The 12,862-nt window shown below is 60.2% G+C and carries 13 protein-coding genes; 9 read left to right on the top strand and 4 right to left on the bottom strand.

From position 1 onward, the window contains the following. The first annotated feature begins 60 nt into the window (after positions 1 to 60). From nudC to OKB77_RS21600, 8 genes are all read left to right on the top strand, one after another. Entirely contained in the window at positions 61 to 840 is a 780-nt protein-coding gene (nudC, locus tag OKB77_RS21635; protein WP_123172435.1) for an NAD(+) diphosphatase, read from the top strand. Between the two features lie 180 nt (positions 841 to 1,020). Next, the gene (gene hemE, locus OKB77_RS21630) at positions 1,021 to 2,088 is read left to right on the top strand and encodes a uroporphyrinogen decarboxylase (RefSeq protein ID WP_123172436.1); all 1,068 of its coding nucleotides are present in this window, start codon (positions 1,021 to 1,023) and stop codon (positions 2,086 to 2,088) included. A 112-nt stretch (positions 2,089 to 2,200) separates the two neighbouring features. Further along, entirely contained in the window at positions 2,201 to 3,130 is a 930-nt protein-coding gene (locus tag OKB77_RS21625) for an ROK family protein (protein ID WP_123172437.1), read from the top strand. A gap of 60 nt (positions 3,131 to 3,190) precedes the next feature. Further along, positions 3,191 to 4,201: an erythrose-4-phosphate dehydrogenase gene (gene epd, locus OKB77_RS21620; protein ID WP_005335438.1), complete on the top strand. Its 1,011-nt coding sequence runs from the start codon at positions 3,191 to 3,193 to the stop codon at positions 4,199 to 4,201. A gap of 61 nt (positions 4,202 to 4,262) precedes the next feature. Next, a complete protein-coding gene (locus tag OKB77_RS21615) occupies positions 4,263 to 5,426 on the top strand; it encodes a phosphoglycerate kinase (protein ID WP_005335436.1) in 1,164 nt (387 codons plus the stop codon). A gap of 115 nt (positions 5,427 to 5,541) precedes the next feature. Beyond that, positions 5,542 to 6,621, top strand: coding sequence for a class II fructose-bisphosphate aldolase (gene fbaA / locus OKB77_RS21610; protein WP_005340963.1), 1,080 nt, complete (start codon positions 5,542 to 5,544; stop codon positions 6,619 to 6,621). Between the two features lie 159 nt (positions 6,622 to 6,780). Beyond that, the gene (locus tag OKB77_RS21605; protein ID WP_123172438.1) at positions 6,781 to 8,085 is read left to right on the top strand and encodes an NAD(P)/FAD-dependent oxidoreductase; all 1,305 of its coding nucleotides are present in this window, start codon (positions 6,781 to 6,783) and stop codon (positions 8,083 to 8,085) included. Between the two features lie 236 nt (positions 8,086 to 8,321). Further along, positions 8,322 to 8,909: a hypothetical protein gene (locus OKB77_RS21600; protein WP_064341339.1), complete on the top strand. Its 588-nt coding sequence runs from the start codon at positions 8,322 to 8,324 to the stop codon at positions 8,907 to 8,909. Positions 8,910 to 8,963: 54 nt separating this feature from the next. Here OKB77_RS21600 and OKB77_RS21595 read toward each other — a convergent pair whose 3' ends face one another. The 3 genes from OKB77_RS21595 to cutA form a co-directional block, all read right to left on the bottom strand. After that, positions 8,964 to 9,377 (bottom strand): hypothetical protein, encoded by a 414-nt coding sequence (locus OKB77_RS21595; protein ID WP_123172439.1) that lies wholly within the window; start codon positions 9,375 to 9,377, stop codon positions 8,964 to 8,966. 131 nt (positions 9,378 to 9,508) lie between these two features. Beyond that, the gene (locus tag OKB77_RS21590) at positions 9,509 to 11,299 is read right to left on the bottom strand and encodes a protein-disulfide reductase DsbD (RefSeq protein ID WP_199428483.1); all 1,791 of its coding nucleotides are present in this window, start codon (positions 11,297 to 11,299) and stop codon (positions 9,509 to 9,511) included. Then, positions 11,296 to 11,613 carry a divalent-cation tolerance protein CutA gene (cutA, locus tag OKB77_RS21585; protein ID WP_064341342.1) on the bottom strand — a complete coding sequence of 106 codons (318 nt, stop codon included), beginning with the start codon at positions 11,611 to 11,613 and terminating at the stop codon, positions 11,296 to 11,298. Before cutA ends, OKB77_RS21590 begins: the two co-directional genes overlap by 4 nt. A 244-nt stretch (positions 11,614 to 11,857) precedes the next feature. Between cutA and OKB77_RS21580 the strand changes: the two genes are divergently transcribed. Next, a complete protein-coding gene (locus OKB77_RS21580) occupies positions 11,858 to 12,214 on the top strand; it encodes a hypothetical protein (RefSeq protein WP_005362699.1) in 357 nt (118 codons plus the stop codon). Between the two features lie 162 nt (positions 12,215 to 12,376). On the opposite strand, the gene OKB77_RS21575 is transcribed toward OKB77_RS21580, so the two are convergent. Further along, positions 12,377 to 12,823: a PACE efflux transporter gene (locus OKB77_RS21575; RefSeq protein WP_005335423.1), complete on the bottom strand. Its 447-nt coding sequence runs from the start codon at positions 12,821 to 12,823 to the stop codon at positions 12,377 to 12,379. Positions 12,824 to 12,862: the final 39 nt, after the last annotated feature.

Below are 12,862 nucleotides of genomic sequence, written 5' to 3'. Positions count from 1 at the left end.
GTTTGCCCCTTGGTCGGCCAGCCGTGGTCAGGGTTCTGTTTTAACGAGAGTGTTTATCTGATGTCATTAACCGAACAAGCCCGCTGGTTCGTGCTGGGGGGCGATCATCTGGTACTGCTCGATCAGCAGGGTCAGGTGCCACAGGGCAGTAAAGCGTGCCTGCCCGCAGCGCTGGCTGACGCCCGTTTCGAGCGTTTTGACGAGTGGCAGGGGCTGCCCTGTTATCTGCTGGATCTGGGGGCTGAGGCCGACACGACTATGATGGCCCCCCTGCGCCAGCTGATGGTGGCGGGTGACGAAGAGGGCTTTCGCCTCGCAGGTCGTGCCTGGCAGCTCGTTACCTTCCGTCGCACCCACCGTTTCTGCGGCGAGTGCGGCGCCCCCATGACCCCGAAGGCGGGGGAGTGGGCGCAGGTGTGCCAGCACGGACATACGGTTTATCCGCGCATCTCCCCCTGCATTATCGTGGCGGTGCGCAAGGGGCCGGAGATCCTCTTGGCGGCCCATCGCCGTCACTATCAGGCTGACGATCCCATGTATACCGTGCTGGCCGGCTTTGTGGAGGCGGGGGAGAATCTCGAGCAGTGCGTGGCGCGGGAGGTGTTCGAGGAGAGCGGCATCCGGGTGCGCAATGTGTGCTATGTGGCGAGCCAGCCCTGGCCATTCCCCCACAGCCTGATGATGGGCTTTACCGCCGACTACGAGAGCGGCGAGATCAGGGTGCAGGATGACGAACTGGTCGCTGCCGCTTTCTTTGTTGCTGACCGCTTGCCGCGCTTGCCACCCCACGGCACCATTGCCCGGCGGCTGATCGAGTTGTCACTGGCTGGCGAGGGGTAACGGCGCTTATCTTTTCGCCAACCTTTTTGCACCTCTTTTTAAAAACGGGGCGCTCTGGTTTGCGCCCCTTCACATCTTTGCAACCGCGCGCCCATTTGCCACGTTTTGGGCAGTCCGCTTGACTGGGCAAAGTGGTATTATGACCGCCATTTTATGCGTGATACGAACTCAGGAACTGGGATGAAAGAGCTGAAGAACGATCGATACCTGCGCGCCCTGCTGCGTCAGGACGTGGATATGACCCCGGTATGGATGATGCGCCAGGCTGGCCGTTATCTGCCGGAATACAAGGCGACTCGCGCCCAGGCGGGGGATTTCATGTCCCTGTGCCGCAACGCCGAGCTGGCCTGTGAAGTCACCCTGCAGCCGCTGCGCCGCTACCCGCTCGATGCCGCCATCCTCTTCTCCGACATCCTCACCGTGCCCGATGCCATGGGGCTGGGCCTCTACTTCGAGCAGGGTGAAGGCCCGCGCTTCGAGCGTCCGATCACCTCCATGGCCGATGTGCAGGCGCTGCCCATTCCGGATCCGGAAGATGAGCTGGGCTATGTGATGAATGCGGTGCGCACCATTCGCCGCGAACTGAAGGGCGAAGTGCCGCTCATCGGCTTCTCCGGCAGCCCATGGACTCTGGCCACCTACATGGTGGAGGGGGGCAGCTCCAAGGCGTTCACCAAGATAAAGCAGATGATGTACGCAGAGCCGCAAACCCTGCACCTGCTGCTCGACAAGCTGGCCGACAGCGTGATTGCCTACCTCAACGCCCAGATAAAGGCGGGTGCCCAGGCGGTCATGGTGTTCGACACCTGGGGCGGCGTGCTCACCCCGCGCGATTACCGCGATTTCTCCCTGCAGTACATGCACAAGATTGTCGATGGCCTGATCCGCGAGCACGACGCTCGCCGCGTGCCGGTCACCCTGTTCACCAAGAACGGCGGCCAGTGGCTGGAGCAGATCGCCGCCACCGGTTGCGATGCGCTGGGTCTGGACTGGACCACCGACATCGCCGATGCCAAGCGCCGGGTCGGTGACAAGGTGGCGCTGCAGGGCAACATGGATCCCTCCATGCTCTACGCCACTCCGGCTCGCATCCGTGAAGAGGTCGCCTCCATTCTGGTCGGTTTCGGTCACGGCAATGGTCACGTATTCAACCTCGGCCACGGCATCCATCAGGATGTGAACCCGGAACATGCCGGTGTGTTCGTCAACGCGGTACACGAGCTCTCCGCCCAGTACCATGGTCGCTAAGGCCGGGGCGAGAGAAGAAGAGTGTGTTTGAAATCCGGGGCCGTCAGGCCCCGTTTTACATTAAAAAATGGCGCCGTGACGACGAGAGCGTGGCGGCCGTGCAGGAGGCAAGATGAGCAGCAAGTCACTGGATTGGGGTATCGATCTTGGTGGTACCAAGTGTGAATGCGTGGTGCTGGATGGCGACGAGGTGCTGCTGCGCCACCGCATCCCCACCGAGCGGGCGGGCGGTTATGAGCACATGATCGGCCAGATCGCCAAACTGGTAGCTGAGTGTGCCGAGAAGATTGGCCAGCGCCCGACTGTCATCGGCATGGGCACGCCGGGGGCGCGGGATCCGCAGACCGGCCTGATGAAGAACTGCAACACCACCGAGCTCAACGGCAAGCCGTTCAAGGAGGATCTGGAGCGCAAGCTGGGTGTGCCGGTGCTGATCGCCAACGACGCCAACTGCTTCGCGCTGGCAGAAACACATCTTGGTGCGGTGCGCCAGCACCATCCCGATGCGAAAGTGGTGTTCGGCATCATCATGGGCACCGGGGTCGGCTCCGGCATCGTCATCAACGGCCAGATCCTTAACGGCCACCACGGCATCGCCGGTGAGTGGGGCCACAACGTGCTTTCCCCTGATGGCCCCGAGTGCTACTGCGGCAAGCGTGGCTGCGTCGAGACCCTGATCAGCGGTCCGGCGCTGGAGGCCTGGTACGAGGCCAAGGCCAAGCGCCACCTCTCGCTCGCTCAAATCGCGGCGGCCACCGCCCACGATCATGTGGCCAAGCTCACCATCGACCGGCTGCACCTGCTGTTTGGTCAGGCGCTGGCCAACGTGGTCAACATTCTCGACCCGGATGTGATCGTCATCGGCGGTGGGGTGGGCAATGTGCAGAGCCTTTACAGCGCCGGGCGGCAGACTATTTTGCCCTTCCTCTTTAATCCCCGTTTCAGTGCCCCCATTATTGCTCCAGCCCTTGGCGACAGTGCCGGGGTATTCGGGGCGGCACTGCTGGCCCGCGGTGAATTCAAGGAGGCCCTGCTGTCGTAGCCGGGGCTCCTGGGCGGCCGGTGCGCCGTCCTGTTGCTGGTTCAAGGAAACGGATTCTCGATGATCAAGATTGCCATCAATGGTTACGGGCGGATCGGTCGCAACGTGTTGCGAGCCCTTTATGAAAGCGGGCGCGACAAGACCATCAAGATCGTCGCCATCAACGAGCTGGCGGCCCCCGAGGCCATGGTGCACCTGACCCGTTACGATACCAGTCACGGTCGCTTCCACCATCCGGTGCAACTGGCGGGCAACAGCATGCTGGTGGGGGAGGATCTCATCTCCCTGTTTGCCGAGCGGGATCCGTCAAAGCTGCCGTGGCGGGCGCTGGGGGTGGACGTGGTGCTCGATTGCACCGGGGTATTTGGCTCGCGGGCCGATGCCGAGCTGCATCTGGCGGCGGGGGCGGGCAAGGTGCTCTTCTCCCACCCGGCGGATGCGGATGTGGATGCCACCGTGGTCTACGGGGTCAACCATCATACCCTCACCGGAGCGGAGCGGATTGTCTCCAACGCCTCCTGTACTACCAACTGCGTGGTGCCGGTGATTGAAACATTGCATCGAGAATTCGAGATAAATTGTGGTACTATTACGACAATTCATTCGGCCATGCATGATCAGCAAGTCATCGATGCCTACCACAGTGACTTGCGCCGAACCCGCGCTGCCAGTCAGTCCATCATTCCGGTGGACACCAAGCTGGCAAAGGGGCTGGAGCGTATCCTGCCCCACTTCGCCGGCAAGTTTGAGGCGATCGCGGTGCGGGTGCCGACCATCAATGTAACAGCGATGGATCTCAGTATTACTGTTCGTAAAAAAGTGACAGTTACTGACGTAAATCAAGCCCTGCAACGGGCATCCAGAGGTACATTACACGGTATTCTGGATTACACGGAAGAACCTCTGGTCTCCGTAGACTTCAATCATGATGCACACTCCTGCATCATTGATGGTACCCAGACCCGGGTGAGCGATGCCAACCTCGTCAAGATGTTGATGTGGTGCGATAACGAATGGGGCTTCGCAAACCGGATGCTGGATACCACCCGGGCCATGATGGCCGCAGGCTGAGCCTGCCCCGGGCGAAAGGTTACTGTTTTTAACATTACCTGGAAAATATAGAGGACTGAATATGTCTGTTATCAAGATGACTGACCTGGATCTGGCGGGTAAACGCGTTCTGATCCGTGCTGACCTGAACGTACCGGTAAAAGACGGCAAGGTCACCTCCGATGCACGTATCGTTGCGACTCTGCCGACCATCAAGCTGGCTCTGGAAAAGGGCGCCAAGCTGATGATCACCTCCCACCTGGGTCGTCCGACCGAGGGTGAATACAACGAAGAATTCTCCCTGGCTCCGGTTGTCAACTATCTGAAAGACGCTCTGTCCTGCCCGGTTCGCCTGGCCAAGGATTACCTGGATGGCGTAGAAGTCGCTGCCGGTGAGCTGGTTGTACTGGAAAACTGCCGCTTCAACAAAGGCGAGAAGAAGAACACCGAAGAGCTGGCCAAAAAATACGCCGCCCTGTGTGACGTCTTTGTAATGGATGCGTTCGGTACTGCTCACCGCGCCGAAGGTTCCACCTACGGTGTTGCCCAGTTCGCTCCGGTCGCTTGTGCCGGTCCGCTGCTGGCGGGTGAACTGGAAGCGCTGGGCAAAGCCATGCTGAAGCCCGAGCGCCCGATGGTTGCCATCGTTGGCGGTTCCAAGGTCTCCACCAAGCTGACCGTTCTGGAATCCCTCTCCAAAATCGCTGACCAGCTGGTTGTCGGTGGTGGCATCGCCAACACCTTCATCGCTGCTGCCGGTCACAACGTCGGCAAGTCCCTGTGCGAGCACGACCTGATCGACACCGCCAAGAAACTGGCTGCCGAGACCAACATTCCTGTGACCACCGACGTGGTTGTAGGTGCCGAGTTCTCCGAGTCTACTCCGGCGACCATCAAGTCCGTCTCTGACGTGACCGACGGCGACATGATCTTCGACATCGGCCCGGATTCTGCCAAGGCCCTGGCTGACATCATCATGAACGCCAAGACCATCCTGTGGAACGGTCCGGTTGGCGTGTTCGAGTTCGACCAGTTCGCCGAAGGCACCAAGGTTATCGCTGAAGCCATCGCAGCTTCTCCGGCCTTCTCCATCGCTGGCGGTGGTGACACCCTGGCTGCTATCGACAAGTTCGGCATCGCTGACAAAGTCTCCTACATCTCCACTGGCGGCGGCGCCTTCCTGGAGTTCGTAGAAGGCAAGGTACTGCCGGCTGTTGCGATTCTGGAACAGCGCGCCAAAGCCTAATTGACCCGGAACGGGGGGCAAAAGCCTCCCGTTTCGTTTATCATGTGCCCGCTGTGCCGGTTCATGATGAACCCCCCATTTTTTATTAACGGCATACGAGACAGGACGATTAAACATGTCTAAGAAAATTTTCGACTTCGTAAAACCCGGCGTGATCACTGGTGATGACGTTCAGAAAGTGTTCGCCATCGCTAAAGAGAACGGCTTTGCTCTGCCGGCCGTAAACTGCGTTGGTACCGACTCCGTTAACGCCGTACTGGAAGCTGCCGCCAAGGTTAAAGCGCCGGTTATCGTTCAGTTCTCCAACGGTGGTGCCGTGTTCACCGCCGGTAAGGGTCTGAAGCTGGAAGGTCAGAAAGCTGCCATCCTGGGTGCCATCTCTGGTGCCAAGCACGTTCACGCTGTTGCCGAAGCCTACGGCGTGCCGGTAATCCTGCACACCGACCACGCAGCCAAGAAGCTGCTGCCGTGGATCGACGGTCTGCTGGAAGCGGGCGAGAAGCACTTTGCTGAAACCGGCAAGCCGCTGTTCTCCTCCCACATGCTGGATCTGTCCGAAGAGTCTCTGGAAGAGAACATCGACATCTGCTGCGAGTACCTGACCCGCATGGCCAAGATGAACATGACTCTGGAGCTGGAACTGGGTTGCACCGGTGGCGAAGAAGACGGCGTCGACAACAGCCACATGGATCAGTCCGCTCTGTACACCCAGCCGGAAGATGTTGCTTACGCTTACGAGCGTCTGTCCAAGATCAGCCCGCGTTTCACCATCGCTGCCTCCTTCGGCAACGTACACGGTGTATACAAGCCGGGTAACGTCAAGCTGACCCCGTCCATCCTGGACGCTTCCCAGAAGTACGTTTCCGAGAAGTTTGGCGTTCCAGCCAAGTCTCTGGACTTCGTATTCCACGGTGGTTCAGGTTCCACTCTGGAAGAGATCCGCGAGTCCATCTCCTACGGCGTAGTGAAGATGAACATCGACACCGACACCCAGTGGGCAACCTGGGAAGGTCTGCTGAACTTCTACAAGAAGAACGAAGCTTACCTGCAAGGCCAGCTGGGCAACCCGGAAGGCGCCGACAAGCCGAACAAGAAGTACTACGATCCGCGCGTATGGCTGCGTGAAGGTCAGACTTCCATGATCGCTCGTCTGGAGAAAGCATTCTCCGACCTGAACGCTATCGACGTACTGTAATTCGTTACAGCACCTTGATTGCATGAAAAGGCGCCCTTCGGGGCGCCTTTTGCATTTCTGTGATCCGCACCGGTTGGTGAGTGGAGGAGGAACTGGGTATTATCGAAACAACTTTGCTTATTTTATTAAACAATTTGCAACCAAGGCAGGATGCTGAGTATGCAGGCAGGAAAGCACAACGGATATCAGGAGCACGTCGCCTCCTACTACGCGGCCACCCGCAACGACTCGCAACAGTGGCCCGAGCTGGAGGGGGAGCACAAGGCTGACGTCTGCATCATCGGCGGCGGTTTTACTGGCCTCAACATCGCCATCAATCTGGCTGATGCGGGCTACAAGGTGGTGCTGCTGGAGGCCAACCGCATCGGCTGGGGCGCCTCCGGGCGCAACGGCGGTCAGCTTATTCGCGGTATCGGCCACGATACCAGCCAGTTCGCCCGCTGGATTGGTGAGGAAGGGGTACGCGAGCTCGACCTGATGGGGCTGGAGGCGGTGCAACTGGTACGCGAGCGGGTCGAGCGTTTCAAGATCGAGTGCGATCTCACCTGGGGCTACTGCGATCTGGCCACCCGTCAGCGCCATCTGGCTGGTTTCGAAGAGGAGCTCGACCATCTGGCGAGTCTGGGGTACGAGCACGAGTTGAAGCTGGTACCGCGGGAAGATATCCATACAGTGGTGGGGTCGGATCGCTATATCGGCGGTCTTATCGACATGGGCTCCGGCCATCTCCATCCCCTCAATCTGGCGCTAGGCGAGGCGCGCGCCGCCGCCAGCCTCGGGGTCTCCCTGTTTGAACACTCCAGAGTGACCCATATCGACTACGGCAAGCAGGTGGAGGTGACCACGGCTCATGGCCGGGTCACCGCCGATTATCTGGTGATCGGCTGCAACGCCTATCTCAACGACCTCAATCCAGAGCTGGGAGGGCGGGTGCTGCCGGCCGGTTCCTACATCCTCGCCACCGAGGTGCTGGATCGCCGCTTGCGCCAGAGATTGCTGCCGCAAAACATGGCGGTGTGCGATCAGAACGTGGCCCTCGACTACTACCGCCTCTCTGCCGATGGCCGCCTGCTGTTTGGCGGCGCTTGCAATTACTCCGGCCGGGATCCCCGCGATATCAAGGCCTTCATGCTACCCAAGTTATTGCGGGTATTCCCCGAGCTGGCTGGCACTGCCATCGAGTTTCAGTGGGGCGGCATGATCGGGATTGGCGCCAACCGGCTGCCGCAGATTGGCCGTCTCAAGGAACACCCCAACGTGTTCTACGCCCAGGCCTACTCGGGTCACGGCCTCAACGCTACCCATATGGCGGGCAAGCTGGTGGCCGAGGCGATCCGCGGCGAAAGCCGGGGTTTCGATCTCTTTGCCAGCGTGCCCCATATCACCTTCCCCGGCGGCCCGGCGTTGCGCTCCCCGCTGCTGGCACTGGGTATGCTGTGGCACCGGATGAAGGATATCTTCTGACCCCGATTGTCAGCCTGTGCAGTGATGGCTGAACTAAGCCCCCTTGCCAGCCCTTGTTTATAGCGGGTTAGCACTATCGTTCCGCCCGATAGACCAAAAGATGCATTCGCGCCAATCTCGTCCGATTGGCGCTATCTTTTAGGTGTGAGAGCGGTTATCTGCCAAGGGGCAAGGGGTTGTCAGATTGCCGGAATATTTGCCGAGAAAGGGCCGAGGACGGGGAGAGGAGGGCCAAGATGCAGATAAATGTGGTCGCGTCAGGCGGGCTCACCCCGCTGGCGCAACGGCAGGGTTCTCCCGCCGTGCAGGCACAGGAGCGGGCTGCAACTTCACCATCAACGGGCAGTGACAGCCTGGTGCGCGACCTTGGCGCTGTGCTGGATGAGCTGGGGCTGTCACCGCAAGGGGAGAGCAGCGGCGGTGGCACTGTTTCAATCAGGGATTCGCTGGAAGCGTTCATCAACACCATGATGGGCTCCCTGCAACAGCAGCAGGAGCAACAGTTGGCATTGCAGCAACAACAGCGGCAAGAGCAGGAACAGCGCAAACTCGCCATCGCCGACAGCAGCGAGAACCCGCTCAAGCGAGATCTGGAGCGCCTGCTGGAGACGCTGGATCAGCAGGGCGGACAGGAAAAAGAGAGCGAGCAAGGAGCCGAGCGTGAAGCGGTCAACCCCTTGCAGAGCCAGCTGACCAAGCTGCTGGAGAGCAGTGGTGCGGCAGAGAGCGGGGTCACCCTCAAGGAGGTGCTGTCAGGGTTGTCCAGCAAGCTGCCGAACGAACCTGCCGAGCGAAAAGGGTATCGGGTCGATACCCAGGTTTGAGCTGGTTGGCAACGGCAGGAGAGTCGTGGCAGAGCATAAGGGGCGGAAAGCGCTTTATTGGGCCGGTTCCGCCAGCCGCCATCCCTGTTCGCTCTTCATCATCCACACCTCTGCCTCTTGCGGCAGCACCTGGCCCGTCTCGAACTCGCCATATTTTCGCTCGAGCTCCATCAGCCCCATCTCCTGCTGGAAGGGGCCAACCCGGTCGTAGACCAGATCCTCGTCGTGCAACACCTGCAACTGATCGAGCCCCTGCTTGAAGTGGAGCTGGTAACTCACCTTGACCAGATAGACCCCCTCCATCCGTTCCTCCTTGCCGAGGATGGTGAAGTCGCTGATATCGAACAGGTTGGCGTCTGTCTCGGCCAGCAGCTTGGCGGTGACCTGCTGGCGGATATCCTCTTCACCGGGCCCTGCACTGCAGCCATAAAGCCAGAGGGCTAGCAGGGGGATGAACCACTTTTTCATCAAAACTCCGGACGGGCGAGACAATCGAAGGGCAAATTCTGCCATGCTGCCGGTCATATACAAGAGATTGCCAGAAAAATCAGTACGTAACGTATGAGGCGGCCCCCTGTCTTTCGACAGGGGGCCGCTGGTCAGCGTAGCTGATCAAGCCTGCCTAGAAACTCGGCAGGCCCCATAAAACCGGTGACCCGCTGCCCTGTCAGCTCCTTGCCCTCGCGGTCGAAGAAGATGAGGGTCGGCAGCCCCAGCACATTGAGGGTGTTGAGCAGCTCGACATCGGCATCGTCGTTGGCGGTAACATCCGCCTGCAGCAGCACCATCTGGCCGAAGCGCTCCCGCACCGCGGGATCGCTGAAGGTCTTGTGCTCGAACTCCTTGCAGGCGACGCACCAGTCGGCGTAGAGGTCGAGCAGCACCGGCTTGCCGCGGGCGGCGGCCAGCTGCACCTTGAGATCATCCAGCGTCTTGATGCGGATAAACTGCGGGGCGCTCTGGCTAGCGCCCGCCGTGACGGCAGCAGGGGTGGCCGGTTGCAGCAGATCCTTGCCCACCACCACGGCGCTGATCATCGCCAGCAACAGCACGAAGCCGCGCACGCTTTGGGCCACCGAGTGGGGTTGGTGCTGGTTGTGGTGATAGAGGTAGCCGCACAGCAGCAGCCCCCAGCCGAGCCAGGCGAGGGTAGTAACTTGATCGCTCCATAGCCGTGACAGCAGCAGGATCGGCACCGCCAGCAGGGCAAAACCAAACAGCTGCTTGATCACATCCATCCAGGCGCCCGCCTTGGGCAGCAGCTTGCCACCCGAGGTGCCGAGCAGCAGCAGCGGCAGACCCATCCCCAGTGAGAGCGCATAGAGCGCCGCCCCGCCGAGCCAGAGATCGCCGCTCTGGGCTACGTAGATCAGCGCCCCCGAGAGCGGTGCTGTGGTGCAGGGGGAGCAGACCAGCCCGGAGATCATCCCCATGATGGCGACCCCGACTACCGAGCCGCCCTGCTGGCGGTTGGAGAGGCCGGAGAGCCGGGTTTGCAAACTGCTCGGCAGTTGCAGGGTGTAGAGCCCGAACATGGAGAGGGCCAGCAGCACGAACATCACCGAGAGGCCGATCAGCACATAGGGGTGTTGCAGCGCCGCCTGGAATTTCAGCCCTGCCGAGACCACTACCAGCCCCAGCAGGGTGTAGGTCATCGCCATCCCCTGCACATAGACCATGGAGAGCAGGAAGGCGCGACCGGTGGAGAGGCGATGACCGGCGCCGGCGATGATGCCGGTCAGGATTGGGTACATGGGGAAGACGCAGGGGGTGAAGGCGAGCCCCAGCCCCAGTGCGAAGAAGGCGACGATGCTGAGCCAGAACCCCTGATGGCCGAGGGCAGCGGCCAGCTGATCCTGCTGGCTAACCGGTGCGACGTTTTGTGCCGTTTCAGCAGTGGACACTGTGGTTGCCGTGACCAGCGGGGCCACATCGATCAGCTTGTCGGTCGGCGGGTAGCAGAGGCCGTCGGTACAGCCCTGATAGCGCACCCGCAGGGTGGCATTTTCCCCCACCTCCTTTAGCGGCACCGCGATGCTCACCTGCTGGTAGTAGACCCGGGTCTTGCCGAAGAAGTCATCCTCGTGCTCGGTGCCTTCCGGCAGGGTCGGCTCGCTGAAGGTGAGGTTGTTCCCCTTGAAGCGCAGGCTGTGGCGATAGAGGTAGTAGTCATCGGCGATGTGGAGGGTCAGCAGCAGCTGATCGCCACGCTGTTCGCTCTCGATCTGAAAGGCCTCATCGACCTGCAAAAATTTGGGTTTGGCATTGGCCTCAATGCCCAGCGAGCTGAGCAGATCGGCGCTGCTGGCGTGGGCAGGGGCGCTGCCCACTGTTGTCATCAACAGGGCACAGAGCAGCAACAGGGGAGAGAGCAAGCGGGTGAACGTCATGAGGTCTCCCCATTGAGCCAGTCGAGATAGGCGGGTAGTCCGGCACTCACCGGCAGGGCCAGCAGCTCGGGAACCTCATAGGGGTGATTGGTTTGAATACATGCCTGCAGCTCGGCAAAGAGTGGCTGGCGGGATTTGATGATGAGCTGGATCTCGGTGGCGCGCTCTACTTTGCCTTGCCAACGATAGACGGAGGTAATGCCCGGCAGTTGATTAATGCAGGCGGCCAGCCGCTGGTTCAGCAGCTGTTCGCAGAGAAGGTCGGCACTGGTTTGATCTGGGCAGGTGCAGAGCACCACAATGGCGTCGGTCATAAAGCGGATCTTCACCTCGTTGGGGTAAACCGGGCAGGCGCCCTTGCCGTGTCATCCTTTTCTGCGGATGAAGGTGAAAAAAGCGCCTGAAAATCAGCGACTACTATACCCCAGAGCCGCTTCAAATAGCATCTGTAGCCATTTGTGAGCCAGCGCTAAAAATTTGTGGGGGGCATGAGATAGACGCTGTCATGGGGACAGGGCAGAATGAGCGGGCTTGTTCCCAATTGACGTAAGGAAATGTATGACCCAACAGAATGAGCAGCAGAGAAACCGCATGTTGAGCCTGCTGCGCGAAGGTGAGCGCCGCATGTTGGTTCAATTGGCCGGGCTGCTGCGCACGACCGCCGATGAAATCAATGCCGAGCTGGAGAAAGAGGAGCTGATGGCCACCCTGGAGCAGCCCATCACGGTGGAGTATCTCAACGGTGTGGTGCAGCACCATCTGTTCGAGCGCAAACACAAGGGAGATATGGCGGTTGCCCAGCAGATCCTGAGCGATTATCAGAGCGAGCTGGAAGCGCTGCAGGCCGCCCAGGCTCAGCCTGAAGAGGCTGCCGCTGCCGACGAGAGTGGCGAAGAGCTCAAGGCCCAGGCTTGAGCGACGGGCAGGCTTGAATCCTTACCTCTGAATCAGCCGGCCTGCCAGCGCTGATCCCTGTTGCGGCCCCATCATGTCTGCCATGATGGGGCCGTGCCGTTTCTTCTGTTGCCTTCCCTTGTTGACCTTCACTTCTCGGTTTCAATCCAACTGATTCGTGCCTTAGCGCGCCTCTTGGGGCATGCCGTGCGGCACTTCGCGGGGAATGGGAAACACCTTGTCATAGCCCCAGTTGTAGACGAAGGCATAGATCAGGTAGAAGACAACGAAGCCCAGATCCAGCACCAGCGCCTCCAGCATGCTGACGCTCAGCCACCAGGACATGACCGGCAGCGCGACGATCAGCAGACCGCCCTCAAAGCCGAAGGTATGCAGCACCCGTTGCCACAGGGTCTTGTGGGTATGGCCCTGATATTTCAGCAGCAGCTTGTCGACCCCGATGTTGTAGATGTAGTTCCAGACGGTGGCCAGCACCGAGAAGAACAGTGCCAGCGGGCCCATATGGTTGAGCCCGACCCCGGTAACCCAGCTGGCCAGCGGGGCGGCAATCAGCAGGCCAATGAATTCAAAGCCAATGGCATGGCGCAGGCGATCGTTACGGGTACGCATAAGTCACTCTCTCAATCAGATTTATTCACGGATTGCTGG

Origin of the sequence: Aeromonas sp. Y318-3 (assembly GCF_027706185.1) — a bacterium.
In the GTDB taxonomy this organism is placed as follows: domain Bacteria; phylum Pseudomonadota; class Gammaproteobacteria; order Enterobacterales; family Aeromonadaceae; genus Aeromonas; species Aeromonas veronii.
The sequence above is the reverse complement of the archived record's forward strand: the minus strand, read 5'-3'. Positions and strand labels throughout refer to the sequence as shown.

Bases quoted from the DNA above. Each gene is read 5' to 3' on its own strand.
- OKB77_RS21595 (WP_123172439.1), bottom strand. From the start codon at position 9,377: ATGAAAAAGTGGTTCATCCCCCTGCTAGCCCTCTGGCTTTATGGCTGC.
- OKB77_RS21600 (WP_064341339.1), top strand. From the start codon at position 8,322: ATGCAGATAAATGTGGTCGCGTCAGGCGGGCTCACCCCGCTGGCGCAA.
- epd (WP_005335438.1), top strand. From the start codon at position 3,191: ATGATCAAGATTGCCATCAATGGTTACGGGCGGATCGGTCGCAACGTG.
- OKB77_RS21580 (WP_005362699.1), top strand. From the start codon at position 11,858: ATGACCCAACAGAATGAGCAGCAGAGAAACCGCATGTTGAGCCTGCTG.
- OKB77_RS21590 (WP_199428483.1), bottom strand. From the start codon at position 11,299: ATGACGTTCACCCGCTTGCTCTCTCCCCTGTTGCTGCTCTGTGCCCTG.
- OKB77_RS21605 (WP_123172438.1), top strand. From the start codon at position 6,781: ATGCAGGCAGGAAAGCACAACGGATATCAGGAGCACGTCGCCTCCTAC.
- OKB77_RS21575 (WP_005335423.1), bottom strand. From the start codon at position 12,823: ATGCGTACCCGTAACGATCGCCTGCGCCATGCCATTGGCTTTGAATTC.
- fbaA (WP_005340963.1), top strand. From the start codon at position 5,542: ATGTCTAAGAAAATTTTCGACTTCGTAAAACCCGGCGTGATCACTGGT.
- cutA (WP_064341342.1), bottom strand. From the start codon at position 11,613: ATGACCGACGCCATTGTGGTGCTCTGCACCTGCCCAGATCAAACCAGT.
- OKB77_RS21615 (WP_005335436.1), top strand. From the start codon at position 4,263: ATGTCTGTTATCAAGATGACTGACCTGGATCTGGCGGGTAAACGCGTT.
- nudC (WP_123172435.1), top strand. From the start codon at position 61: ATGTCATTAACCGAACAAGCCCGCTGGTTCGTGCTGGGGGGCGATCAT.
- hemE (WP_123172436.1), top strand. From the start codon at position 1,021: ATGAAAGAGCTGAAGAACGATCGATACCTGCGCGCCCTGCTGCGTCAG.
- OKB77_RS21625 (WP_123172437.1), top strand. From the start codon at position 2,201: ATGAGCAGCAAGTCACTGGATTGGGGTATCGATCTTGGTGGTACCAAG.